Source organism: Amycolatopsis sp. CA-161197 (assembly GCF_050942255.1).
Lineage (GTDB): Bacteria > Actinomycetota > Actinomycetes > Mycobacteriales > Pseudonocardiaceae > Amycolatopsis.
This window is the reverse complement of the sequence record NZ_CP192059.1, coordinates 1,758,745-1,784,369: the sequence shown is the minus strand read 5'-3', so window position 1 is coordinate 1,784,369 and position 25,625 is coordinate 1,758,745. Positions and strand designations below refer to the sequence as shown.

The following is a 25,625-nucleotide window of genomic DNA, read 5'->3' as shown; positions in this document are numbered from 1 at the left end:
GTTCGCGCCACTCTCGGCTCAGGCCGAGCGGCCGAGCAACGCGAACGCCCGCGCGGCCAGCTCCCGCACCCGAACCCACTCGGGCGCCGTCGCCAGCGCCTCGAACGACCACGGACCCGTCGGGCCGCTCATCTCCTCCAGGAGAGCGTCGAGCTCGGCCAGCACCGCGACGATGTCGGCGGGCAGCGCGTGCTTGAGCGCCGCGAAGTACGCGTCGAACTCCAGCGCGAGCTCGTCGGCGTCGCGCAGCCCCTGCTTCTCCAGCAGCGCGATCTGTGCGGCGGCCGGCTGCGCCAGGTCCCCGACGGCGATGACCAGGCGCCGGAAGAAGGACTCCTCGTTCCCGCGCGAGACCCCGGCGACCGCGTTCCACTGCGCCCGCAGGAAAGCCAGCCGGGCGGGGTCCGCGACCGTGCGCAAGGCGGAGATGCGCCCGCCCCGCGTCTCCACGACCGTGAGCCCGACGACGGTGCCGCCGGAGAGGAAGAGGATGCCCGGGCCGCCGTTGACCTCCGTGAGCACGAAGTCCGACACGTCCGCGAAGCGCGCGAGCGTCGCGGCGGCGTTGCGACGGACGGCGTCGCGGCCGCGGACGTGCACGCGTTCGCCGCCACCGAGGTCCATCCACGTGGCGATGTCGGCCACCAGCAGGTCTTCGAGCCGCTCCAGCCGGCCCGAGCGGACGGCCGTCATGAAGCTCTCGGTGAGCCGCATCGAGCCGCTGTCGGACGTCGGGAACCGGGTCTCGCCGGCGTCGACCCGACGGCGCGCGCGGCTGTAGTGCTGGCGGACGCCGGCTTCCGTGAGGTCCAGCAGGCTCGCGAGCTCCGGGTAGGGGTAGTCGAAAGCCGTCCGCAGCACGAACACCGCGCGTTCCACCGGAGTCAGCGCTCGCATCAGCACGAGCATCGCGAACGACACCGACTCACGTTGTTCCACCGTCTCCAGCGGCCCCAGCGCGCCGCCGCCGGTCAGCACGGGCTCCGGGAGCGCGTCGCCCGCGGCCGACTCGTGCCGGGCGTGGGCGGCCGTCAGGCGGGTGAGGCAGAGGTTCGTCACCGCTTTCGTGAGCCACGCGCGGGGCGCAGTGATGCCGGCGTGGTCGGCACGGCGCCAGCGCAGGTAGGCGTCCTGCACCGCGTCCTCGGCGTCGGCCGCGGAACCCAGCAGCCGGTAGGCCAGGCCGAAGAGCCGGCCGCGTTCGCCGTCGAAGAGTTCGGGCGTGGTTGTCACAAGGCGCTCCCCTGCTCAGTCTCCACTGCGCCCCTGCAGGAGGCGGAAACCGCAACCACCATCACAGTAGAGAGGGGACCCCTGTGGCCACCACCCGCGAAACCGTCGAACGCTTCTACGCCGAGCTGGTCAACGACCAGCGCTTCGAGCTGTTCGACGAGCTGCTCACCCCCGACGCCGTGACCCACGGCGACGTCGACCAGCCGGCCCGGGACGCCTTCGTCGGCGCCGACCGGATCGTGCGCTCGGCGTTCTCCGACGCCGCGCTGCACATCGACGACGTGCTGGTGGACGGCGACAAAGCCGCCGTTCGCTGGACGCTGACCGGCACCCACGACGGCGACTTCCACGGCACGCCGCCCACCGGTACCTCGATCAGCGTGCGCGCCACCGCCGTGCTGCGCCTGCGGGCCGGGCGCATCGCCGAGCTGTGGCAGGTGATCGACGTCCACTCCTTGCTGAGCCAGCTCGCCGCCTGAGCGGAGGCCGCCGCCGGGGACCGGGGCACGGTCTCCGGCGGCGAGCCCGGCGTCAGGTCGCCAGCAGGACCGGCTGCGTCCCGAACGCCACGTCCACTCCCGTACCCGGCAGCAGCTCCGCCGCCGAGACGCTCGGGAGGTCGGCCAGCACCGCCGTGCCGTCGGACAGCAGCGCCGTCACGCGGGTGACCGCGCCGCGGAAGCTGTGGTCGGTCACCACCGCGCGGCCGTCCGAGGCGGCCACGAGCGTCACCGCTTCCGGGCGGACCAGGACCGTCACGGCGTCGCCGTCCGTGCGCCGGCCCGGTTCGGCCAGGACGAGCCGCTCCCCCGCCACGTCGACGGACGCGCCGCCGACCGCCACCACACCCGGGAGGCGGTTCATGGTGCCGACGAACTCCGCGACGAACGCCGTCGCGGGCCGGGCGTAGAGCTCGGCCGGGCTGTCGCACTGCTCGAGGCGCCCGGACCGCATCACGCCCACGCGGTCGGCGATCGAGAGCGCCTCCTCCTGGTCGTGGGTCACGAACAGAGTCGTGATGCCCACGCGCAGCTGCAGCCGGCGGATCTCGTCGCGCAGCTGCGTGCGCACGAGGGCGTCCAGCGCCGACAGGGGTTCGTCGAGCAGCAGCACGCGCGGCTCGATCGCCAGCGCGCGGGCCAGCGCCACGCGCTGCTGCTGGCCACCGGAGAGCTGGTGCGGGTAGCGCTTCTCCTGCGCCGACAGCCCGACGAGCTCCAGCAGCTCCTGCGCCCGCTTCTGCCGCGCCGCCGTGGCGACGCCGCGCAACCGCAGGCCGAAGGCCACGTTGTCGCGCACCGTGAGGTTCGGGAACAGGCTGTAGGCCTGGAACACCATGCCCATGTCGCGCTTGTTGGCCGGCACGCCGACCACGTCGGTGCCGTCCACCAGCACCTCGCCGGCGTCCACCGCCTCCAGGCCCGCGAGCACGCGCAGTGCCGTCGTCTTGCCGCAACCCGAGGGGCCGAGCAGGGCGACGAGCTCGCCCGGCGCGATCGTCAGGTCCAGCCCGTCGAGCGCCCGCACCTCGCCGAACTCGCGGCGCAGGCCGCGGAACTCGACCGACGCACCGGTCTTCGCCTGCGGAGTCTCCAGGACAGTTTTCACGCCACACCTCGCGAAGCCTTGCGGCGACCGGCCACAAGGGACAGGACGAACAGGAGCAGGAACGCGACCAGCAGCGACAGCAGGGAAACGGCGACGGACACGCCCGCCTCCGACTGCCCGGTGCTGACCGTCCACACGGGAAAGGTGTCCATCAGCAGGATGCTCGCCAGCGTGTACTCGCCCAGCACCAGCGCCAGGTTGAGGAAGGCGGCACCGAACACGGCCGAGCGGATGTTGGGCACGATCACCCGCAGCAGCACCGTCGGCCACGAAGCGCCGAGGCTGCGCGCAGCCTCCACCAGCGTCGGCAGCGAAATCGCCGCCAGGCCTGCGTCGAGCGTGCGGTAGGTGAAGGGCAGCGCGAGGATCACGTACTCCAGCACGAGGATCACGGGCGTCCCGTTGATCACCTCCGGCGCGTCGCGGAACACCACGAGCACGCCGTTGACCAGCACGATCGGCGGGATCACCAGCGGCAGCAGGCTCACGCCCTCGATGAGGCGGCGCAGCTTCGGCTTGCGCAGGTGCACCCAGCTCACCGTGGGCACCATCAGCAGCAGCGTGAGCGCCACCGTGCCGGCCGCGACCCACAGCGACGTGCCGAGCGTGGGCAGCAGGTCCGGCTCGTCGAGGATCTTGCCCCAGGAGGCGAAGCTGTGCGTGTTGTTCACGTCGCGGAGGCTGAACTCCACCGACCCGCCCATCGGCACGAGGAAGTACAGGCCGAACAGCGTCAGCACGGTCCAGCGCAGGGCTTTGTTCCTCACGACAGCCACCTCGAAGCGCGCTTCTGCAGGTACGCGTAGATCGCCATCACCAGCGCGACCACCACGACCATGCCGAGCCCCAGCGCCTTGCCGAGGTTCTGCTGGTCGGCCACGACGTTGCCGCTCACCAGCGAGCCGATCTGGATCGGCACGAGCGGCACGACGCCGGTGGTCAGCGCGTACGCCGTGGCGTAGGCGGAAAACGCGTTGGCGAACAGCAGCAGCGTCGAGGCGAGGAACGGCGGCAGCAGCACCGGCACGGCGATCAGCCGGAAGTACTGCGCCCGCGTGGCTCCGAGGTTCGCCGCGGCCTCGCGCCACTGCTCGCGCATGCCCTCCAGCGCCGGGGTGAAGACGATCACCATCAGCGGGATCTGGAAGTACACGTAGACGATCGCGAGACCCGTGAACGTGAACAGGTTGAAGCCGCCGGCGTAGATGTCGAAGCCGAGGCCGGCCAGCGCCTTGGTGACGATGCCGATGCTGCCGAGCGTCGCGATGAACGCGAACGCCAGCGGCACGCCGCCGAAGTTCGCGAGCACGCCGGCTGCGCTCGAGACGACCTTGCGCAGCAGGCCGTCGGGCTTCGAGCCGAGCACCGCGTTGGCCAGGACGGCGCCGAGGATCGCTCCGGCCGCGGCCGTGAGCGCCGAGAGCTCGATGCTGGTGGCGAACGAGCGCCCGAACTGGTCGGCGAACGCCGCGGTGAGGTTCTCCGTGGTGAAGGCGCCGTCGTTGTCCTGGAACGCGCCGATGGCGACCATCACCACCGGCGCGCCGAGGAACACGCCGGTGTAGAGCAGGAACGGCAGCAGGCCGAGGTGGCCCGCCACCCACAAGAGCACGCGCCGCGCGGACCCGGGGCGCACGGGCGCGGCGGCGGGAGCGGCCGGGGCCACTCCCGCCGCTGCGGTGACGGTTTCGGCGGTCACGTCAGCCGAGCGCCTTGGCCCACTCGTCGGCCAGGACCTTCTTGGCGTCGTTGACCTGCGCGTCGGTGGGGAACTTGACGTCGCCCTCCACCTTCGGCAGTGCGGCCAGCGCGGTCTTGTCGGCGGTGCCGGCGGCTTCCATCTTCGGCAGGCGCGCCGGGCGCGAAAGGCCCTTCAGGAACAGGTTCTGGCCCTCGTCGGAGTAGAGGAACTCCTCCCACAGCCGCGCGGCGGCGGGGTGCGGGGCGGTCTTGCTGATGCCCTGGGCGTAGAAGTTCGAGTAGACGCCGTCACTCGGGACCGTGACCTTCCAGTCGACCTTGCCCTTGAGCTTCGCGGCGTAGCCGGCCTGCAGGTAGTCCCAGTCGAGCGTGATCGGGGTCTGGCCGCTCTCGATGGTGGCCGCGCTCGACTGCACCGGGATGAAATTGCCGGACTTCTTGAGGTCGGCGAAGAACTGCACACCCGGCTTGATGTCGGCGAACGAACCGCCGTTGGCCAGGGCCGCGGCGTAGACGCCGGCGAACGCCGCGCCCGCCTTCGTCGGGTCGCCGTTCAGCGCGACCTTGCCCTTGTACTCGGGCTTCTTGAGGTCGGCCAGCGTCTTCGGCGGGTTGGTGACCTTCGAGGCGTCGTAGCCGATGGAGATGAAGCCGCCGTAGTCGAAGAACCAGGAGCCGTCGTCGGCCTTCTGGCCTGCCGGGATGTCGTCGAAGGTGGCGACCTTGTAGGGCGCCAGCAGGCCGTCGGACGCGGCCGAGAGGGCGAACGCGCTCCCGAGGTCGACCACGTCGGGCGCGCGGTCCTGGCCCTTGAGCTGCTTGACGGCGTTGATCTCGTCCTGGCTCGCGCCTTCGGGGTTGGCCTCGTTGACCTTCAGGCCGTACTTCTTCTTGAAGGCGTCGAGGATCTCGCCGTAGTTGGCCCAGTCGTGCGGCAGGGCGATCACGTTGAGCGCGCCCTCCTTCTTGGCCGCGTCGACGAGCTTGTCCATACCACCGAGGTCGGCGGCGGACTTGGCGGTGGCGGCGCCCGAGCTCTGCTCCGAGCCCGACGCGCCACCCCCGCAGGCGGTGAGCAGGAGCGTGCCGGCGACCGCGACGGCGGCCAGGGCGGCGAAACGTCTTTTCACTTGGTCCAGTCCTTTGATACCCGGGGTGGGAATGCCGAGCGAACAGTCCACGAAGGACACAGACGGGCCGTGAACCGGACGTGAATGCCGGGTGCCTTGATCATGCACGCTGGTCGTGCTTCGGCGCAGCGCGACGGTGCCGGTGCGGCCGGTGATCTTTGTGAACGTTGTGGTCACGAAAAAGTCGCCCAGTTTCCGGGATTCCCGGGAACTGGGCGACGATAAACGATCTCTTGCTCGTTCTCATGTGGACTGGGAACCGGTGCGCGCCGAGGCCGCCACCACGGCGCGCACCGGTTGTCTTCGGCGGTGGGCTAGGGGTAGCTCACCAGGTTCACCGGCCGCGTCCCGTCGGGCGTGGTCGCGCCCGTCGTGTTGATGACGTGGGTGATCGTGCCCGCGTGGTTCAGCGACACGGTGACCATGTCGTGGAACCGCACGCCCGGCGTGTTCGGCGCCTCGTACGCGTGGGCGCTGGCGACCGACGGGTTGGTGTTGAAGAAGCAGTAGCTGCCCAGGCCCCAGGCTTCGTGGCTGGTCACGTTCGGGCCGACCTTGTAGGCGGAGTAGCCCTGCGTTGAGCCGTTCATCCAGGCGGCCTGGTTGGGCACGTCGTAGGGCATCTCGTTCTGGAAGAAGTACGTGCGCCCGCCGTTGCCGTTCCAGACGACCTGCGTCTTCTGGTAGTGCTCGACGAACAGGCCGTACATGGTGACGTTGTTGCCGTTGACGGTCAGCCCGTTGTCGGCGGTGTTGGTGTTCCAGCCGACGAAGCTGTTGTTCGCCGCGTGGTCGGCGCGCCAGATCCACATGTGGTCGCCGATCACGTTGTTGCTGTTCACCACCAGGCTGTTGGTCGCCTTGCCAACAGCCGGGCCGCCGATGCGGAAGAACACGTCGTGCAGCGACGTCGGGTCGGCCGAGTGGTCGGCGGTCGAGCCGGGCGCGCCGACCTGCATGAGCGTGGTCGAGTTCGTCGTGCCGGCGTCGACGAGCAGGCCGGCGACCTTCACGCCGTTGACGTCGTCCACGTTCATCGCGGTGATGCCGTTGTCGGGCACCAGGGTCGCAATGCCGAGGCCGAGGACCACGGTGTCGGGGCGGGTCACGTGCAGGGTCTGGTTGAGGTGGTAGACACCCGGCGTGATCAGCAGGTTCTTGCCCGCCGCGAGCGCGGCGTTCATGTCGGCCGCCGAGGCGCCCGGCTTGGCGATGTAGAACTGGTCGATCGGCAGCGACGAGCCCGGCGCGGTGCCGTTGGCCCAGCTGGTGCCGGAGGTGTTGGTGCGCAGGGCCGGCACGAAGACCTGGTACTTGCCGGCGCTGTCGATGTAGAGGAACGGCTTCTCGCGCACCACCGGCGCCTGGCCGACCGTGGTGTACGGCGGGCTCGGGAATGTGTTCTGCGGCGCGCCGTTCACGCCGACGAAGACCATGTTCCAGTTGGAGCCGTTCCAGCTGCCGAACTGCGAGTCGCGCGAGATCCACTGCTGCTGGGAGCCGGAGCGGACCTGGCCGTCGATCTTCGAGTCGGAGATCCAGCCGCCGCTGGCCCAGCCGCCGTCGTCGAGCTGCAGGTCACCGCGCACGTGCATGCGCCGATACGGCGCCGCCTGGCTCACCGCCCACCGGTCCGCCCCGCCGGTCGGGTTCACCGACAGGTTCTCGGCGCCGCGCCAGAAGTTCTGTGTCGCGTTCTGCGGCGGGAACCAGTCGGCCTCCACGTGCACGGCGCCGTTGATCGTCACGGCGTCGGGGCTGAGCCCGAGGCCGAGGACCTGCGTGTAGAAGCCGACGTTCACGTCGTTGGAGTACGTGCCCGGCTTGAACATCACGGCGTAGCGCTGGCTGCCGAACTGGTTCTTCTCCTGCTGGCTGAAGATGCTGTTCAGCCTGCTCTGGATGCTCGCGGCGGACATCGACGGATCGAAGATCACGACGTTCGGGCCGAGGTCCGGCTGGTCGGAGTCCGGAGGAGTTGTAGTGCCACCCACGGGAGTCATTGTGAACGACTGCGCACTGGTGTTATTACAGGTGTACTGCTGAAGCTGAACGCTGTCTGCGATAGAAGCACTCGGCACGTCGAGGCACTTGCCGCTGTTGCGGTTCACGAAGTGGTACGCACCACTCGCCTCCTGGACCGGCTGCCACTGCTGGTTGGCGCCGTTGGAGTACGACCAGAGCTGCACGAGCCCGCCGTCGTCCTTGGAGACGTTCGTGATGTCCCAGGACTGGGCCGGGTTGAGCTGCGTGTTCACGCGGACGTAGCCGTCGGTGGTGGGCTGGAACTGCCAAGCCTGCGATGCGGTCTGGTTGCAGCTGTACTGCTGGACGACGGTGCCGTTGGCGCTGGCGGCGGATTTGGCGTCTACGCACTTGCCGCTGTTGACGGCCTGCACGGTGTACCACTGATCGGGCGAGATGACTTGGGCTTGCGCCTGAGGTTGGGGCTGCGCTTGAGCTTGTACTGGGGCTTGGGCTGCCGGCTCCGCCTGCGACACCCCCGCATACCCACTCACCAGCGCGAACGCGGACAGCACCACCGTGCCCACTCTCCGCAATCCCATCGGAACCTCCTCCACCGCACCGCGGCGTTCGACGAGCAGGAAACGGCAAGGCTCATGCCCAAACATGAAGACGCGGCGTAGCGGGCGGGGACCTCGGCGTCACAACCGGGTGAAAATGTAACGGCGACCACACAGGGAGTCAATACAGAGCTAAAAATAAGTCATGAAGAGGTTCTTGAGCTGGGGTTTCTCGCGGTGGTCTCGCGCCCGGCGATGACCTTCACCGTTGTGGCACCGAGCAGCTGCTTGGCCAGACCACGGGCCCCGGCCCGAGTGGTTCCATCCGGGGAACACAGGCCCGGCGACGCAGAAAACCCCTCCGACCAGCCGGAAAGCTGAAGTCGAAGGGGTTTCTTCGAGAGTGGAGCTAAGGGGACTCGAACCCCTGACCCCCTCACTGCCAGTGAGGTTCGATCAAGCCGCTGACCTGCGGTTATAGAGAATGTGCTGGTCGGGTGACGTGGCTGGTTGCAGTTGAGTGCGGTTTGAGGTGGTTGATCGCCGTTGATCACGTGCTTGTGCTCCAGATTTGCTCCACAACGTCTGGCGTGGAGGCCGCTCCAGAGGGCTGGTGGAGACTTGGCCGGAGTTCGCGATGCCAGGAGGTCGCATCGGCCGTTGGGGCGTGATGCGACCTCCTGGTCGAGTCGGCTCAGTTGATTTGCTGGGCGAGTGCTGTTACCTGGGTGGGTGTGAGGGTGTAGTTCCACGCTTGCAGATGGCTGATGCTGCCGGGGAAGTAGAAGGTGCTGGTCCCGGTGTATTTGCCTCGGCCGATGGTGAACGGTCCGGTGGCGTTCCATCCGGTGACGCCGGTGACGGTTTGGGCGAGTGTTCCGTTGACGTAGAGGGACATGGTGTGGGTGGTGGCGTTGTAGGTGCCCACGAGGTGGGTCCATACGCCCGTGGCGGCTGGGCCGGTGGAGCGGGCTTCGGTGCCGGGAGCGTTGGCGGTGTCGCTGTCGGAAAGGGTGTAGCACCAGGTGCCGGTGGCGGGGTCGTAGCCGAGGAGGAAGGCGGAGTTCTGATCGCCGTCTTGTGCCGCGATGGCTGCGAGTTGGGTGGTGGAGTCGAGTTTTGCCCAGGCGGAGATGGAGTAGCTGCCGTTGGTGGCGAGGACGGGGCCGCTTGTTGCGGCGTATCCGGTGGTGCCGTCGGTGGTGAGGACGGATCCGCGGGTGGCATCTGATGTGTAGCTGGTGCCGGCGGTGAGTGTTGCGGGGTTGGCGCCTGCGGCCGGGTTGGTGATCAGGTAGGGGTTGGTGGCGTTGTCGCCGCTGTCGGCGGCGGTGGTGTCGCCGTCGTCGAGGGTCCAGGTGTCCTGGGGGCCGAGGTAGGCGGTGGCCAGGGCTGCGTAGCCGGCGTTGGAGAGGTTGACGTGGTCGCCGACGTCGGCGTTGCTGTTGAGCTTGGTCTCGCCGGTGGTGGTGTCCGGGACGCCGACGGCTGCGTCGGAGTCGAGGTAGAACAACGAGGGCGTGGTCCACTGGCTCAGCAGGTCGGGGCCGCTGGAGAGCCAGGTGTTGGTGGTCGTGCGTTGCTGGTCGACCGTGGTGGTGCAGGGGTTGTTCGGTGTCGCGCCGTCGCCGGTGTATCCGGCGCATGGTGTGAGGCCGGCGACGATCACGTTGATGTTGTAGGCCTTGAAGTAGTCGATCAGCTGGGTGTAGCCGTTGGATGTCAGGTCGTCGGCGGTGCGTCCGCTGAGGACGTCTTCGAGTCCTTCGTAGACGACGACGGTGTTGATGCCCGGCTGGTCGAGGATGTCGCGGTCGATGCGGGAGAGGGCGGCGGGTCCGCCGACGGCGCCGCTCTTGTAGGTCTGGGGGTTGTCGGTCATGAGCTGGTTGGCTTCGATGCCTTCGGCGATGGTGCCGTAGCCACTGGGGGTGGTGGGTTCGGCGGTGGTGAGGTCGTCGGGGAAGCCAATGGTGCCGTCGGGGTGGGTGTTGGGTTGCCAGGCGTCAATGAGCCCGTCGCCGAGGACGGCCTGGGTGGGGGTGCCGGTGGTGGCGACGTCGACCCCGGTCAGGACGTCGGTGAACCAGCCCTGGTGGGTTCCGGTGCCGGCGAATGCGGCGCCGCTGGTGTCGGTGGTGTGGTCACCGGAGCCGACGCTCGAGACGTATTCGTACGCCGTGTTCGTCCAGGAGTGCTGCACTAGGTAGGGAACCGAATTGACGAGCTGGAACGAGACGAGCAGGTACTGGCTGGGGTCCACAGTGAACGGAAGCGGGTCGCTGTAAAGCATTCCACCTTCGGGGATCGTCAGCGGTGCCGACGACGCAGGGCTGATTCCGCCGAATGTCACGTGGGTGAACGGTCCGGAGGGGGACGCCGAGGGTGTGCTGGTTCCCGGGGTCAGCGCGATCGTGACCGGCCCGATCTTCAACGGGCTGGTGCCGAGCCCGTCGTCGAGCTTGATGCGGACGGTGTTGCCGGCGATGGACGGCTTGACCGCGACGCGGAAGGTCTGGTTGGCGTAGTTGGTGCCGCCTTCGAAGTTGTACTGGCCCTCGGTGGCGTTGGCCCATGCACCGGTCCACGTCTTGCCTTGCGGAGCTCCGGTCACGGTGGTGTTCCGGGTCGCCATCGCAAAGATGTGCAGGCCAGTCGTGGTCGGGAGCAGGTTGTTGCTGACGTCCGGCATCGTCACCGAGGCGATGGCCTTGCCCGAGGCGAGCGGTACCGAGAACGAGTAGAGCTTCACGTTCTTCGCGACCTGACTACCGGCCTGGTTTTCGTGGGGCAAGGTGACGGTGTCGATCGCTTCGGGTCCGGCGGCCCAGTCCGGCACGGTGAGGTAATACGTCTGGCTGGTGCCGTCGCTGTAGGTGATGGTGCCGCTCGGTGCGCAGAAGGCGGCGGGGTTGGTGGAATCGAAGCAGTACGTACCGGCCACGGCGATGCCCGCGGGGACGTAGGGGGCGGTGTTGTCGCCGTTGATGGCGCCGGGGCTGGCGGTCATGGCCGAGGTGGCGGTGGTGAGGAAGGTCAGCGCGCTGTTGCCGGTGCTGGGGGTGTTCTGGTTGTACGCGGTGAGCGCGGGGTCGGTGGCGGCGATGGTCTGGTTTGCGGCGAGCAGGTTGTCGGCTTGGCCTGACCCGGACTGAGGGAGGGTGAAGGTCGCGCCGTTGGCGGTGAGGTGGCCGCCGGAGTTCCAACCCGCGGTGGTCAGGTCGCCGGCGGAGAGGCTGTTGCCGGATCCGTCGAGGTTGCCGACGCCGCGGTTGGTGTCGAGGCTGATGCCGGTGTTGTTGTAGCACGCGGCCAGGGAGATGCACGTCGTGTTGGGGTCGCCGGCGGCGACGAATCGGTAGGACTGGTATCCCGATACGTCCCCTGCGGGATCGGCGGCGTAGCTGTAGAGCGTGTGCGGGCCGGGGGCCAGCGGTGTGATCGCGCCGGTGGACGAGGCGTTCACCTGCTTGACCTCGGACGCGCTCAGGACGCTGGGGTAGATCTGGACATCGGTGACGGAGCCGTTGGTGTAGTTGTTCGCGGCGCCGCCGTAGAAGCCGCGGCCGATCACCAGCGGACCGGTTCCGTTCCACGGTGTGGTGTCTGTGGCGGTGCCTGCGGCGGTTCCGTTGACGTACAAGGTCATCGTGCCACTGGTGGCGTCATAGGTACCGACGAGGTGGGTCCAGGTTCCGGCTGCCGGGGTCACGCTGCCCCAGATCCGCGAGACCGCGCCGGGCGTGTCCGCGTTGAAGCGCACGAACGCCCATTTGTTGACGTCGGACTCGTACTCGAGGTAGAAGCTGCCGACGCTGGAGCCCTGCTGCGTCAGGAAGGTCTGGTAGCCGCCGGACAGTGTAGTGAGGTTGACCCACACCGAGGCGGTGAAGCTATGGGAAGTGTCCACAACGGACTGGGCGGTGGCTGCGTAGCCGTTCGTGCCGTTGAATTTGACCGCCGGTGTGGGCGTCGAAGCCCAGGTGTAGCCGCCGTTCAACGTCGCGGCGTGGGCACCTGAGGTGGTGTCTGCGGCGGTGCCACCGGTGCCGTCGAGCATTCGCCAGCGGCCCGCCGGTTGCACGAGTCCGCCGGTGCGGACGACCTGGTTCAGTTCCTGGCTGCCGAGGGCCGCCTGGTACAGCTGGACGTCGCTGATCGAGCCGTGCAGGTAGTTGTTCGCCGCGGAGTTGTAGAAGCCGTGGCCGATGGTGAGTGGCCCGGTGGCGTTCCACGGGGTGCTGTCGACGGCGGTGCCGGCGGCGACTCCGTTGACGTAGATCGTCATGGTGCCGGTTGCGGCGTCGAACGTACCGGCGAGGTGGGTCCAGGTGTTGAGCACCGGTGTGACGGAGGCGCGGGCCCGGATGCCGGTCGCGGGCGAGTCGGTGGCGAACCGGGCGAAGACCCATTGGTTCACGTCGGATTCGTACTCGAGGTAGAAGCCGCCGACGGCGGAGCCTTCCTGGGTCAAGAAGGTCTGGTAGCCGCTGGTGCTGGTCAGGTCGACCCAGGCGGCCATCGTGAAGCTTCCGTCGCTCTTGACCACGGGGCTGGTGGTGGTGGCGCCACCGGTCGATCCGTCGAAGGTGAGCACGGTGCCGCGGCTGGGATCGGTGGTCCACGATGCGCCGCCGGACAAGGTCATCGCGTTGGTGCCGCCCGTGTCCTTGGCTGTGGTGCCGCTGCCGTCGGTGAGTGTCCAGCGTCCGGCCGGTGCGATCACCCCGCCGCCGGTGAACGGCGGGACATCAGCCGCGGGCGGGTTGGTGGTCGGGGGTGCCTGGTCGAGCGCTCGGACGAGTTTCGAGACGGTGCCGCCGGTGGATGCCTCGGTGAACTGGCCGGGCGAATTCGCCGGCTTGCCGACGGTGAGGTCATCGGGGAAGGCGCCGTCGGCCGAGCTGATCGAGGGTTCGGAGGGGGCGGTGGGTTCGGCGATGAAGTGGCAGATCGGTGACCAAGGGCTCGTGTCCTGCCCGTCGGTGGATTGCGCCTGCCAGTCGACCACCTGGCCGTTGGTGAGGGAGGACGTGAACGACGACGGCAGGGAGTAGTTGGCCGTGGTGCCAGAGGCGATGTTGTCCGCGCTGGTGCCGGTGTGCGTCGTGGTCGTGCCGTCGACCCAGTACTTGAAGGTGGCTTGCAGGTGATCGGCGTTGGGGTCGGTGACCGTGGCCTTCAGCACGGGGGTGTTCTGGGCGATGGTCTTGCCGAGGTAGGGGTAGGGCGCGGCGGTGGCGCAACTGAGGTTGTCCGAGCCGGCCGCGGCGGTGAGCGGGCCGGGTGTGTTCGGGATGAGGTTGTAGAAGATCTGCAGCGACGGGTTGTCGGAGAACCGGCTGAACTCGAGGCTGCCCCGTGTCTCGTTCCCCGTCAGCGACACCGTGAACTGACTGGAGTGGTTGGCTGCCGCGGTGGCGATCTGGCTGCTGACGTTGAAGCCGAAGGGCACGGCCGAGTTGTTCACGCAGTTGTTGCCGGCGGCCGGGCGAAGCGTCGCCGAGCCGATGACCGGCCCTGGGCTGGGCTGGTTGTTCCAGCTGGTGCCCGAACCGATGCCGCCGGTCAGGTGCAGGTAGTCGGTCGAGCTCACGCCGCAGGCCGCAGAGTACAGTTTGGACACGTTGACCGTCGCGGCCGGTTGGCCGCTCGTGTTGCCGATGTGCGCGCCCCAGATGACCGACGGCAGCTGCCACTGGTAGTACGTGCGCTGAATGCCGATGCAGGAATCCCAGTTGTTGTAACCCACACCGAGCAGGCCGTTGTCACCGTCCGGGCCGGTCCGGTTGTAGAAAGACGTGTTGGGACACGGCTGGCCCTGCTTGACCTCATCGAACGCAGGGGTGCCACCGCTCGCGGGATGCCAGTTGAAGCTCGGGTCGATGTAGACCGGGAAGACGGTCGCCGGTGCGGTGAGCAGGTGCGCGTCCGGCACCAGGGACAACGTCGAGGGCGTGACCTTCGTCGCCACCACCGCCTGGCGCGCGGCCAGCCCGGGGTGCGTGGTGTCCGACGGGTCCGCCGCGACCTTCCCACCGCCGGTGGCTGCGGTCACGGCCGTGTTGGAGTCCCACATGAACGGGGTCGGCGCGTCGAGGACCGGGCCTCCGGCCCCGCCCGAGACCGTCAGCCCGCCGAGGTTGCCCGCGTGGACCGAACCACCGGTGGCGGTGCTCGGGAGGGCCAGAGTGGCGAGGCTGGGGTTCTTGGCCGCGGCGGCGGTCTTGACGACGAGGACTTCGGAGAACCCGCCCGTCCGGCCGGCGGACACCGCGAGGTCGACTCCCGGAAGCACCTCGTGATAGGTCGCTGTGGAGCCGGAGACCTGCGGTGCGGGTAGTGAACCGGGCCAGGACATGGTGTAGCGAACGTATTTCGACGACGTAGTAGCGAGCGGCCCGTGTCCGCCACCTGACAACGCGACCGTGCCGTACGCGGTGACGGCGGGGGAATAGGTGCCGTCGTGGTTGCGGTGCAGTGTGGTGTCGATCGGCTTCCAGGTCCCGCCCTGCAGGGTGCGCACGGGCTGCGCGTTGGTGGTGAGGGCGAACCCGCCCGTCGGGCTGGCCTCGACCTGCGTCGTCTCGTCGGTCAACCCGGTGACCACGACGGCCTTCCCGCTGGACTTGGCCTGCGCGCTGGCCGTGGCCATCGCCTTCTGTTGGTCCTGGGTCGCGCCGTAGCCGTCCTCGAGTGTGGGGATGTTCCCTGGCTGCGGCGGAGTCTTGGGCACTGGACCCGGGCCTACCCCCGAGTCTTGACCGGCTGCGGCGGCCACGGGCGCGGAGCTCAAACCCGGAGTCAGCAAGAGTGCGAGAAACAGCAGAACGGCGACCGGCGCAGAAAGACGCTGCAATAATCGGCCGAACGGTCTACCGGAGATAGTCCGGCTGGTGAACGCACGTCGTTTTCTCACGAGAATCGTCCTCAATCGGCCAAGGATTTCCGTCAATTCCGCCGCGCAGCGGCAACCGTTTCGGGAATTTACGTGATCTTCGACAGTGTCGATACGGACGTCACTCGGATAGCTCAACCGCAGGGAATTGCCCGTTTGGGACGCTTGATCGTGTTCATCCCGAAACTTGTCTTGAAATGTCACGACTCGCACTTCCGAGTGTTCGATGCTTGCGCTATAAGCTCCCCGCAGCCGTTGTTTATCACGGTTTCTGAATACGGAGAAAATTCTTCCGTCAGTCTCAATAGAACTGCTACGGTCGCTCTCGTTTGCGTGATCATCGGATAGTGCAAGGGCGGTATCACGGTGTCCGGAATCTGGGGAAATCGACGTTTTGTGGCGGGCGGTCGCGCTTCCGGCGACGGGCTGGGGTGGCGCTCGTCGGCCCACCGAGGTGTCGCGTGGGCGCTGGCCGTCGTGCTGCTTGCCGGGCTGAGTACTGCCGTCGCATCTCCTGCCGCCGCGGCAACAGGGCGCGGCGCGCCTTACGTGGAGCAGACGAAGTCCGTCCCGGTGAACCCGGTGCAGGGGAAGTACCGGAAGCCGCCTGCCATGCCGGCGTGGCACTCGTCGCCGCCCGCGTGGCCCTCCGGCGCCGCGGACATCACCGTGGCACAGGCGAACTCCGCACCGACCCGTGCTGGAGCGTTGCCGGTGTGGCTCGCGCCGAGCGGGCACGCCCCGTCCGCCAAGGCCGGCGCGACGCAGACCCCGACCGGCATCCACCTCGACCTCGCCACCAAAGCAAAGGCCGCTGCAGCCGGTATCACCGGGACGATGATGTCGTTGCGCCACACCACCAGTGGTGCAGGCTCATCGAGCGTTCACGTGACGATGGGTTACGGCCAGTTCCAGGACGCGTTCGGCGGGGACTGGGTGTCCAGGCTTCAGCTGGTGGCGTTGCCCGGCTGCGCCGCGACCACCCCCGACCTGCCGAAATGCCGCACCCAGACACCGGTTCCGTTCACGCGCGACGCCAAGGCCGCGACCCTCGCCGCGGATGTCGTCGTACCAGCCGCTCCGACGGGCAAGTCTGCAAACAGCGCCGCGTCGATGGTGCTCGCTGCCACGTCGGCACCATCGGGCGGCGGTGGTGGCGACTTCGCCGCGACGTCGCTCCACTCGTCAGGGTCGTGGCAAGCCGGCGGGCCCGCCGACTCGTTCAACTGGTCTTACCCGGTCCCGGTGCCCAACGTGCCCGGTGGGCTCACGCCGAACGTCACCCTGTCCTATGACTCGCAAGCGGTCGACGGACTGACGCCGTCGACGAACAACCAGCCCTCGTGGATCGGGGACGGGTGGGACTACTCGCCCGGGTACGTCGAGCGGAGCTACCAGTCCTGTCACGAGAACCCCGCCGGACCGACACGCACCTGGGACAACTGCTGGTCGGCGAACAACACGCTGATCCTCTCGTTGAACGGCCAGACGGTGCCGCTGATCAAGGACGACGCGACCGGGACGTACCACCCGCGGTCCGATGCCAGCGAGCGGGTGCAGTACGTCACCGGCGCGGCCAACGGGGCGCAGAACGGTGAGCACTTCGTCGTCACGACCGCGGACGGGACCCAGTACTACTTCGGCCTCAACCAGCTGCCCGGCTGGACTAGCGGGAATCCGACCACCAACTCGGTGCTGACCGAGCCGGTCTTCGCCTCCGCGGCCGGACAGCCCTGTTACAACGCGACGTTCGCGAACTCCTGGTGCCAGCAGGCCTACCGCTGGAACCTCGACTACGTCGTGGACACCCACTCCGACGTCGTCTCGTACTTCTACAACACGGAAAACAACTTCTACTCCCGCGACCTCGGCAGCACGGCGAACACCCCGTACAACCGCGGCAGCTACCTGTCGAAGATCCAGTATGGGCAGCGCGCAGGCCAGGTCTACTCGACGCAGCCGGCCGCGCAGGTGCTGTTCACGACCACCGGACGGTGCAACCAGGCCACCTGCGATCCGGCCACGCTGTCGTCGGCCACTGCGTCCAACTGGCCCGACGTGCCCTATGACCTTAACTGCGCGAACAACACCAACTGTTCGGTGCAGTCACCGTCGTTCTGGTCCGAGTACGCCCTGCAGTCGATCCAGACCCAGGTCCTCGTCGGCACCACAGAGACCAATGCGGACAGCTGGGCGCTGACCCACGCGTACCCGGCGACCGACGATTCCACCAGCCCTTCGCTGTGGCTCTCGTCGATCGCCCGTACCGGGCAGGACACCTCGGCCGGTGGTTCGACGGCAGCCATCACCCTGCCACCCGTGGTCTTCTCCGGAACCCCGCTGTCCAACCGGGTGGATCTCAGCGACGGCTACTCGCCGATCACCCGGCAGCGGCTGACGACGATCACCACCGAGACCGGGGAAACCATCTCGGTCGGCTACTCGTCCCCTGGCTGCGCGTCCGGCGTCCCGTCGGATCCCTCCCAGAACACCACGCTCTGCTATCCGGCCTACTGGCTGCCGCCCAACCAGACCGAGCCAGTCCTCGACTGGTTCAACAAGTTCATCGTCACCGGGGTCACCGAAGAAGATCCGACCGGCGGCTCGGCCCACGACACGATCGCCACGACCTACACACCCGTGGGGACACCCGCCTGGCACTACACGGAGGACCCGACCGGTCAACCTGACGAGCGGACCTGGGACCAGTGGCGGGGTTTCCAGGGCATGATCGTCACCACCGGCACGGCGCCCGACCCCGTCACCAAGACGCAGTACACCTACTTCCGGGGCATGGACGGGGACACTCTGCCCAACGGAGGAAGCAGACCGGCCGCGGTCTCCGACTCACGCGGAGATCCGCCAGTAACCGACAGCGACCAATTCGCCGGCGGCACCTACGAAACGGTCGTCTACAACGGATCAGCGGTCGTCTCCGACACCATCAGCGATCCCTGGTCGTCGGCTGCCACCGCATCGCAGGCCGTCTCGGGCCTGAAGCCGCTGCAATCGTTCCTGCTCGACACTGCGGACACGAAGGTCTACACGCCACTGAGTTCGGGCGGCACTCGGGAAACCGAGACTGACTACACCCACGACAGTCATGGCCGCGTCACGGCGACCGACGACCACGGCGACGTCTCGACACCGGCCGACGACCTTTGCAGCACAACGAGTTTCGCCGACAACACGACCGCGTGGATCCTGGACAGGCCGGCTGAGCAGAAAACCTTTTCGGCCGACTGCGGCACGACGCCCGTGTACCCCCAGGACGCCGTCTCCGACCAGTTGACCTTCTACGACGGCTCGACCACCTCAGGGGCTGCACCTTCCGTCGGAGACCCCACCGAGACCGAGAGCGCGATCACCTACACGGGATCGGCCGCTACTTCGACGTATGCGGTGACCACTGCCTCCTTCGACGAGTACGGCCGACCGGCGAGCACCACGGACCCGGACAACCGCACGACCCAGACCACCTACACCCCCGCGACCGGGGCGGAACCGACGCAGGTGGTGGTGAAGGACCCGTTGGCGTTCACCACGACGACGGTGAACGATCCCGTGCGCGACCTGCCCACCTCGTCGACGGATGCCGGCGGGTTCGTGACCAAGGAGCAGTTCGACGCGCTCGGGCGGCTCACTTCGGTGTTGAAGCCGGGAATCTCGGCGCCGTCGTTGAAGTACACCTACACCATCTCGAACAGTGCACCGTCCGTTGTGGACACATCCACGCTGAACTTCAACGGCAGCTATCGGCTCTCGGAGACCCTCTACGACGCGTTGCTGAGATCTAGGGAGGTCCAGAACCAGACGCCGGACAACGGCCGGGACATCACCGACACGATCTACAACACCGACGGCTGGGTGTCCGAGACCACCAACCCCTACTTCAACTCCGACGCGGTCTCGCCGACCTACGTCCAGGCTCCGGCAGGTGACGTTCCCTCGTCGACCGGCACCTCCTACGACAGCGCCGGCCGCAAGACCGCGGCGATCGCCTACGCGCTGGGCAACGAGACCTGGCGTACCAGCTACGTCTACGGCGGGAACTTCGTCACCACGATCCCGCCGGCCGGGTCGCCGTCGACCACCACGCTGGCCGACGCCAGGGGAAACACGACCGACCTCTACCGCTACAACGCAGGCGCGCCGGCGGACCCCACCGACCCGCCGGGCGATTACTCCGCCACCCACTACACGTACTACCCGAACGGGAAGCAGCAGAGCGTCAAGGACGCGGCGGGTAACACCTGGTCGTACCAGTACGACCTGCTCGGCAACCAGACCTCGTCCCAGGATCCCGACACTGGCACGACAACGAGCACGTATGACCACACCGGGCAGCTGATCACGGCGACCGACTCGCGGGGGAAGCAGACCACCCACGCCTACGACGCCGACGGCCGCAAGACGTTCGACTACGACACCACTGGAAACGCCGCACCCTCGAGCGGCAACGAGATCGCCGGCTGGACTTACGACACTCTGAAGAAGGGCTACCCCACCTCGCAGACGTCGCACTCCGGCGGCGACGTTTACACCCAGACGATCCGGGCCTACAACGCGCAGGCGCAAGCGCAAGCGGTCACGACGACGCTGACCGGCGAGGGCACCAGCCTCATCCCCGCGGCCGGTTACACGGTGTCGTTCGGTTACAGCCTCACCGGATACTTCACCGGCCACAGCGACCCTGCGCTGGACGGGTTGCCGTCGGAGAGCGTGTCGGTCGGCTATGACGCCTTTGGTGAACCCACCTCGCTCGCGAGCAACGTGACCACCTACGTGCAAGCGGTCGGGTACTCGGAGTTCGGCGAGCCGCTGCAGTACACGATGCCGGCTACCGGCGGCAGCGTCTGGGCCACCAACGCCTACGACCCGCAGACGCACGCGCTGACCGACATCCAGACCACCACCTCGAACACCAGCGTGGTCGTCGACGACACGAGCTACACCTACAGCGGGCCCGGCGTGTCCAAGGGCGCCGGCCTGGTCGTCTCGTCCACTGACCGCCAGAACGGCGGCGCCACGGTCGACACCCAGTGCTACGGCTACGACTTCGCCGACCGCCTTTCCCAGGCCTGGACCGCGACCGACAACTGCGCTTCGACGCCCGCGCCGGGCAACTCGGCGAGCGTCGGTGGCCCCACGCCCTACTGGCAGTCGTGGACCTACGACGCAGCCGGGGACCGGCTGACCCAGACCGACCACAACACCTCCGGCAACACCGCCGGGGACACCACGACCACCTTCAACTACCCGGCGCAGGGTTCGGCGACCGACCAGCCGCACACCCTGACCGGTACGACCGCGACCGGGCCGAACGCCACCGCGAACACCGCCTCCTACACCTACGACACGGCCGGAAACACGACCTCGATCACAGGCGGCTCCACCGGCAACCAAACACTGACCTGGAACAACCAGAACAAGCCGAGTACTGACGTCACTGCCGTCGGCACCACCTCCTACGTCTACGACGAGGGCGGCAACCTGATCGTGCGCCGCGACCCCGATAAGACCACGTTCTTCCTCGGGGACATGCAACTGGTGCTCGACCCCGTCTCCGAAACCACCACGGCCACGCGCTACTACTCCCTCGGCGGGACGACGGTCGCCGTCCGCAGCTCTTCCGGCGCCGTGCAGTACCTGGTACCCGACCGGCAAGGCACCGACCAGCTCACGCTCAACTCCTCCACCCTCGCAACCACGCGCCGCCAGTACCTGCCCTTCGGCCAGGACCGTGGGACTGCGCCGAGCACCTGGCCCGGCGACAAGGGCTACGTCGGCGGCACACCGGACCCGACCACACAACTGGAGAACCTGGGCGCCCGCGAGTACGACCCGGCGAACGGTCGGTTCCTGTCCGCTGACCCGGTGTTCGAGCAGACCGACCCGAACGAGATGGGCGGGTACGACTACGCGGGCAACGACCCCGTCACCGGCAGCGACCCGAGCGGGTTGGCCGTCTGGAGCCCCGCACTATATTTCGATCCGGAAGTGGCGCCTCCACCTCCTTCGCCGCCGGCGCACACCGCATCCGGCCACTCGAGCTCAAACGCGAGGGGCGGCAGGTCTGGGGGCGGAGCGCCGCCGTCACGAGCGCCGGTCGCGGCTCCGGTCGACCACTCGTTCCACCTGCCGCACTGGCTGATCGTGGTCGGCACGGTTGCGGCTGTCGTCGGCGCAGTGGCCTGCGTCGTCGCCACCGACGGGCTCTGCCTCGGCGCGATCGCAGCCGGCGCGACCGAAGGCTCCTTGTTCGGCGGTGCCGGGGCCGCGGCCGGCGCCGCGGCCGCGGCGGTCTCCGAGGGCGCCGGCACCTTGGCCGCGGCCGGTGGTGCCACAGCCGGTGCCGGAGTCGCCGGCGAGATGCTCGGCGACGGTGCCGGTGAAGCAACCGGCGGCGAAGCAGGGGCCGAAGCGTCCGCCGGGGAGTCGGCCGGCGAGGCGGGCGCCGCGCCCACACCCGCGGATCCGCCGCCGCCTCCTGCAGCTGCGAAGAGTGCTCCAGCGGCGGCCGCGCCGGCGGAGGAGGCCCCGGCTGCCAGCCCGGCCAAGGCTTCGTCTGGGTGTAACAGTTTCGCCGGTGCCACCGGTGTCCTGATGGCTGATGGCTCGAGTAAGCCGATCAGTCAGGTCCACGTCGGTGACACGATCACCAACGCCGAGCCCGACAGTCACGACGTCGAACAGCATGTGGTAACGGCGGTGCATGTCACCACCACCGACAAGTCCTTCGACGATCTCACCTTCAGCACGCCGGACGGGTCGGCGACCATCACCACTACCGCGCAGCATCTGTTCTGGGATGTCACCCTCCACACCTGGCGTGAAGCCGACAACCTGCGTGTCGGCGACCAAGTCAACACCCCGGATAACGGTCACATCACCGTCGTGGCCACCCGCCTCTACACCGCCGCGATCATCACCTACAACCTCACCATCGACGACGTCCACACCTACTACGTGGAAGCCGGCAGCACACCCGTCCTCGTCCACAATTGCGGCGGCAAAGTAGACGGGCCCCTTCCGCAGAAGGGCCAGACCTCCCTCTACGCCTTACATCAACCTGAAACAGGAAAAATTCTGAAGTGGGGCATCTCGAGGAACCCGGTATCTCGGTACACGTGTGACTGTTTCAATCAACTGCAAGCGCGTATGCAGATCGTCAAGAACTTCGACAGTCGATCCGACGCGCTTGAGGCTGAGCGACACATGACCGAGCGATGGCCCGGGCCTCTCAACTTCGAGCCTTGGGCTGGGTCGACCCGTTCGGCGGGCACATGGGAAGATTCACTGAAGCACGTCACCGGAGGTGGACTGTGGAGCGAATGACGGGTCGGCTTGGCCAGCCGAGTCAGGATTTAGAACGTGAAGTCGTACTGCGGGCACTTCGAGAGTTTTACTGCCCTCTCGCAAGCAGTGAAATTTCCGCGTTTGCTTCAGTGTTCATGGACGTCTCGGGACTCCAGCTGAATCTTTCTGGCCTGCTCGAAGCAGAGCGTGCATCCTGGCACTCTGCGGAGTCATCTGACGGTCTAATCTGCCCCGCAATCGAATCGGAATCGGGATTCGCGAACGCGCGACTAGTGACCAGTTCTGATTGGCCCTTGAATAACCGTCTGGTTGGGTGGGAGCTCGAAAAGAGTCGTGCGATCTGGAGTCTTCGGGTGTTCTGTGACTTGTATCTAGTGGCTGAAGAGGAGAATCTCTCCCGCCGCGGTATTCTTATTGAGCACATAACGGAAAGAGTTCAACTGCTTTCGGAAGATCTTCGAGGAACGTTCGATTTCGAAGGCGACGTGGGGTTGGAACTTGAAAGGATCGAGGAGGTCAGGGAGGCGGCAGAGGATGCCTTTGATATTGAAAGGGTATCTCTTGGGCGGCATTTGGAAACTATTTTGCCACGACTCTTGAGTTTGCCGAAGGAATTCCAACTTTTCGGTGCCATCGAGAATTAATTGTCCAATGCGATTAGCTACTAAGAACGGGCACCGTCGTAACTGTGCGTGTACGGTTGATCGACAACTAAGTTCGTTCACCTGCAACCTCTATCAGCTGCTTGCGGAGGGGTCGGCGGCACGCCTCCCCAAGTGCTGGCGAACGACGACCTCGACGACTGGCGACAGCTCAACCTCGACGAGATCGACGCCATCGTCGCTTCGCCCGGGCAGGGAAGGCCGGAGCGCGCTGCCGATTTCGGCTTGAGCCGATGGGCCATGTTCCAGGAGGAAGTCCCGCCTGCTCGGGGTCTGCCTCGGATTTCCCCGGAAGGTACGGATGAGGGTAGGCCGTGTTCGTGAAAGGTCGCTGGGTCCGTGGGTGGGCTTGGCCAGCGGAGCGGTGACAACGTCAACGCCGCTGCGCCGCCGCTGGCGACGGCACGGCCTCAATCTGCATCACTTGATCGACCCCGCCACAGGACGCCCGTCATCGACGCCGCTAGCCAGCGCCACCGTGGTCGGTGCGCAAGCGCACTGGGCCGAGGTGGTTGCCAAGGCCGCGGTGATCGCAGGCTTGAACGCGGGCATGAAGTTGGTCGCCGCGCAGCAAGCGGCGGCTCTGCTCGTGACCGCCGACGGCACGGTCCATCGGGCTGGGCCATGGGAAAGGTATGAACGATGGACTCCAGCCTGTGGTGGTACATCGCCCGTGCGGGCGGGCTGACCGCCTGGTGGCTGCTTTCGTCCGCGGTCGTCTGGGGCCTGCTGACATCCACTCGTATCCTCAGTGCCCGGACTCCCCACGCCACGCTGGAGGATCTACACCGGTGGCTCGCCGGGCTCGCGGTGGCGTTCGTCGGTGTGCACTTGGTCGCGCTTCTAGTGGACCGCTGGATCGGGTTCGGCCTGCCGGACCTGGTGGTGCCCTTCGCATCGACCTACCGACCGGGTGCAGTGGCGTGGGGCGTGGTCGCGTTGTACGTGCTGGCCGCGGTCCAGATCACTTCGATCGCACGCCGCCACCTGCCGTCACGATGGTGGCGCCGGGTGCCCTGGGCCACGTTCGCGTTGTTCGTCCTGGTCACCGTCCACGCCTTCACTGCGGGCACGGACGCGGGCAACACTGCCATTCGTGTCACGGGGATCCTGCTCGGCGCCGCGGTTCTCTTCCTGACGACGTATCGGGTTCTCGTCCGCCGGCGCCCACCCGGATCTCGGGCGAGTGGCGCGCGTGCCGCGGAGGTCGCGCCGCGGTTTCACCCCGCCACGGTGACCGACGTTCGTGCGGAGACCGACGACACCGTTTCCGTCGAGCTGGCACCTCCGCCCAGTCTGTCCCGGGAGTTCCGGTTCCGGCCCGGCCAGCACCTGCTCGTGCGGGCCGACATCGAGGGACACCGTGTCCAGCGCGCGTATTCGTTGTGCGGCGACAGCGCGAAGCAGGAGCTGCGCATCGCGGTGAAACATCAGCCCGGCGGTGAGCTGTCCGCGCTGATCAACACCAGGGTCCGGGTCGGTGACACACTCGAGATCAGCACACCGGCGGGCCTGTTCGGCACCACACCCGACCCGCAGCGCAGCCGCCACGTTCTCGCGGTTGCCGCAGGCAGCGGTATCACGCCGATCATCTCGCTGACGACAAGCATCCTGAGCGCGGAACCCGGCTCACGCGTCACCCTGCTCTACGGCAACCGGACCTTCGCGTCCGTGATCTTCCGCGACGAGCTGGTCCGGCTCTCCGAGCACTACACCGGCCGCCTCACCGTGCACCATCTGCTCAGCCGCGAACACCCGAAACCGCCACTGCGCCACGGCCGCCTCACTCCCGACACTCTGCGCGAGCTTGCTGCGGAGGGGGCCCTCGACACCGCCGCCATCGACGAGGCGTTCGTGTGCGGCCCGGGCGCGATGGTGGATGCCGTCCGTGACACGCTCAGGGCATTGGGGCTGCTGTCCACCAGAATCCAGACCGAGCGGTTCCCGCCCCGTCCGGCACCGGTCACGCCGTGGCCGACTCCGACCACGCGCGACGAGGAGTCCTCGGCGCAGGTCACCGTCGTCCTCGGTGGCGTAATCACCGACGTCGCCGCCCGCGGTTCGGACACGATCCTCGACGCGGCTTTACGCGACGGCCTTGACGTTCCGTACTCGTGCCGCACCGGCTATTGCTTCACGTGCCGAGGCCGCCTCGTCGCTGGTGGCACGGTGACTGTGGATGGCGAACCAGCCGAAACGTTGGCCCCGGGAGCGATCCTGGCCTGTCAATCACGCCCGGTCGCCGAGCGCCTGGTCGTCGACTTCGACCACACCGGCTGATCCAGCAGGCCGACGGAGACGCGACTGGCTGTGCGCGCCCATGCCGATCTCGTACTGATCGACTTGGCGCGACGAGGTGGACTACCGAACGTTGCCACTCGAAAGAGTTAATGCTTGGTCGGGGCACTGTTGCGGTGAAGTTGATCAAGGTATTTATGGAGGACTGCTGATCGAGTCGCCTCGAGGGGAGGGCGGCCGCGTGGCTGAGCCTGGCCCGCTGGCTGAAGACACGGTCATCGGCGCGAGAGGAGATCGGTTATGAGTTTTC

At 67.5% G+C, this 25,625-nt stretch carries 12 protein-coding genes; 5 read left to right on the top strand and 7 right to left on the bottom strand.

Going from position 1 to position 25,625, the window contains the following annotated elements:
* Positions 1 to 18: 18 nt before the first annotated feature.
* Positions 19 to 1,233: a sigma factor-like helix-turn-helix DNA-binding protein gene (locus ACQPXB_RS08705; RefSeq protein WP_432850731.1), complete on the bottom strand. Its 1,215-nt coding sequence runs from the start codon at positions 1,231 to 1,233 to the stop codon at positions 19 to 21.
* 83 nt (positions 1,234 to 1,316) lie between these two features.
* Here ACQPXB_RS08705 and ACQPXB_RS08700 point away from each other — a divergent pair, with 83 nt between their 5' ends.
* Positions 1,317 to 1,712 (top strand): ester cyclase, encoded by a 396-nt coding sequence (locus tag ACQPXB_RS08700; RefSeq protein ID WP_432850729.1) that lies wholly within the window; start codon positions 1,317 to 1,319, stop codon positions 1,710 to 1,712.
* A 52-nt stretch (positions 1,713 to 1,764) separates the two neighbouring features.
* Here ACQPXB_RS08700 and ACQPXB_RS08695 read toward each other — a convergent pair whose 3' ends face one another.
* From ACQPXB_RS08695 to ACQPXB_RS08670, 6 genes are all read right to left on the bottom strand, one after another.
* The gene (locus ACQPXB_RS08695) at positions 1,765 to 2,841 is read right to left on the bottom strand and encodes an ABC transporter ATP-binding protein (protein ID WP_366578995.1); all 1,077 of its coding nucleotides are present in this window, start codon (positions 2,839 to 2,841) and stop codon (positions 1,765 to 1,767) included.
* Positions 2,838 to 3,608 carry an ABC transporter permease gene (locus tag ACQPXB_RS08690; protein WP_432850726.1) on the bottom strand — a complete coding sequence of 257 codons (771 nt, stop codon included), beginning with the start codon at positions 3,606 to 3,608 and terminating at the stop codon, positions 2,838 to 2,840. Before ACQPXB_RS08690 ends, ACQPXB_RS08695 begins: the two co-directional genes overlap by 4 nt.
* Complete coding sequence (locus ACQPXB_RS08685; protein ID WP_432850724.1) at positions 3,605 to 4,540, bottom strand: ABC transporter permease; 936 nt, start codon at positions 4,538 to 4,540, stop codon at positions 3,605 to 3,607. The genes ACQPXB_RS08690 and ACQPXB_RS08685 overlap by 4 nt, the downstream gene beginning before the upstream one ends.
* A gap of 1 nt (position 4,541) precedes the next feature.
* The gene (locus ACQPXB_RS08680; RefSeq protein ID WP_432850722.1) at positions 4,542 to 5,672 is read right to left on the bottom strand and encodes an ABC transporter substrate-binding protein; all 1,131 of its coding nucleotides are present in this window, start codon (positions 5,670 to 5,672) and stop codon (positions 4,542 to 4,544) included.
* A gap of 314 nt (positions 5,673 to 5,986) precedes the next feature.
* Entirely contained in the window at positions 5,987 to 8,239 is a 2,253-nt protein-coding gene (locus tag ACQPXB_RS08675) for an RICIN domain-containing protein (RefSeq protein ID WP_366578987.1), read from the bottom strand.
* 652 nt (positions 8,240 to 8,891) lie between these two features.
* Positions 8,892 to 14,933: a LamG-like jellyroll fold domain-containing protein gene (locus ACQPXB_RS08670; protein ID WP_432850720.1), complete on the bottom strand. Its 6,042-nt coding sequence runs from the start codon at positions 14,931 to 14,933 to the stop codon at positions 8,892 to 8,894.
* A gap of 528 nt (positions 14,934 to 15,461) precedes the next feature.
* Between ACQPXB_RS08670 and ACQPXB_RS08665 the strand changes: the two genes are divergently transcribed.
* The 4 genes from ACQPXB_RS08665 to ACQPXB_RS08650 all read left to right on the top strand — a co-directional run bounded on the left by ACQPXB_RS08665 (position 15,462) and on the right by ACQPXB_RS08650 (position 25,357).
* Complete coding sequence (locus ACQPXB_RS08665; RefSeq protein ID WP_432850718.1) at positions 15,462 to 22,433, top strand: RHS repeat-associated core domain-containing protein; 6,972 nt, start codon at positions 15,462 to 15,464, stop codon at positions 22,431 to 22,433.
* The gene (locus tag ACQPXB_RS08660) at positions 22,421 to 23,059 is read left to right on the top strand and encodes a hypothetical protein (protein WP_432850716.1); all 639 of its coding nucleotides are present in this window, start codon (positions 22,421 to 22,423) and stop codon (positions 23,057 to 23,059) included. Before ACQPXB_RS08665 ends, ACQPXB_RS08660 begins: the two co-directional genes overlap by 13 nt.
* A 319-nt stretch (positions 23,060 to 23,378) precedes the next feature.
* Entirely contained in the window at positions 23,379 to 23,765 is a 387-nt protein-coding gene (locus ACQPXB_RS08655) for an FAD:protein FMN transferase (RefSeq protein ID WP_432850714.1), read from the top strand.
* Positions 23,720 to 25,357, top strand: a complete 1,638-nt coding sequence (locus tag ACQPXB_RS08650; protein ID WP_432850712.1) for an FAD-binding oxidoreductase — start codon at positions 23,720 to 23,722, stop codon at positions 25,355 to 25,357. The genes ACQPXB_RS08655 and ACQPXB_RS08650 overlap by 46 nt, the downstream gene beginning before the upstream one ends.
* The last annotated feature ends 268 nt before the right edge of the window (positions 25,358 to 25,625 follow it).

Bases quoted from the DNA above. Each gene is read 5' to 3' on its own strand.
- ACQPXB_RS08675 (WP_366578987.1), bottom strand. From the start codon at position 8,239: ATGGGATTGCGGAGAGTGGGCACGGTGGTGCTGTCCGCGTTCGCGCTG.
- ACQPXB_RS08650 (WP_432850712.1), top strand. From the start codon at position 23,720: ATGGACTCCAGCCTGTGGTGGTACATCGCCCGTGCGGGCGGGCTGACC.
- ACQPXB_RS08655 (WP_432850714.1), top strand. From the start codon at position 23,379: ATGAGGGTAGGCCGTGTTCGTGAAAGGTCGCTGGGTCCGTGGGTGGGC.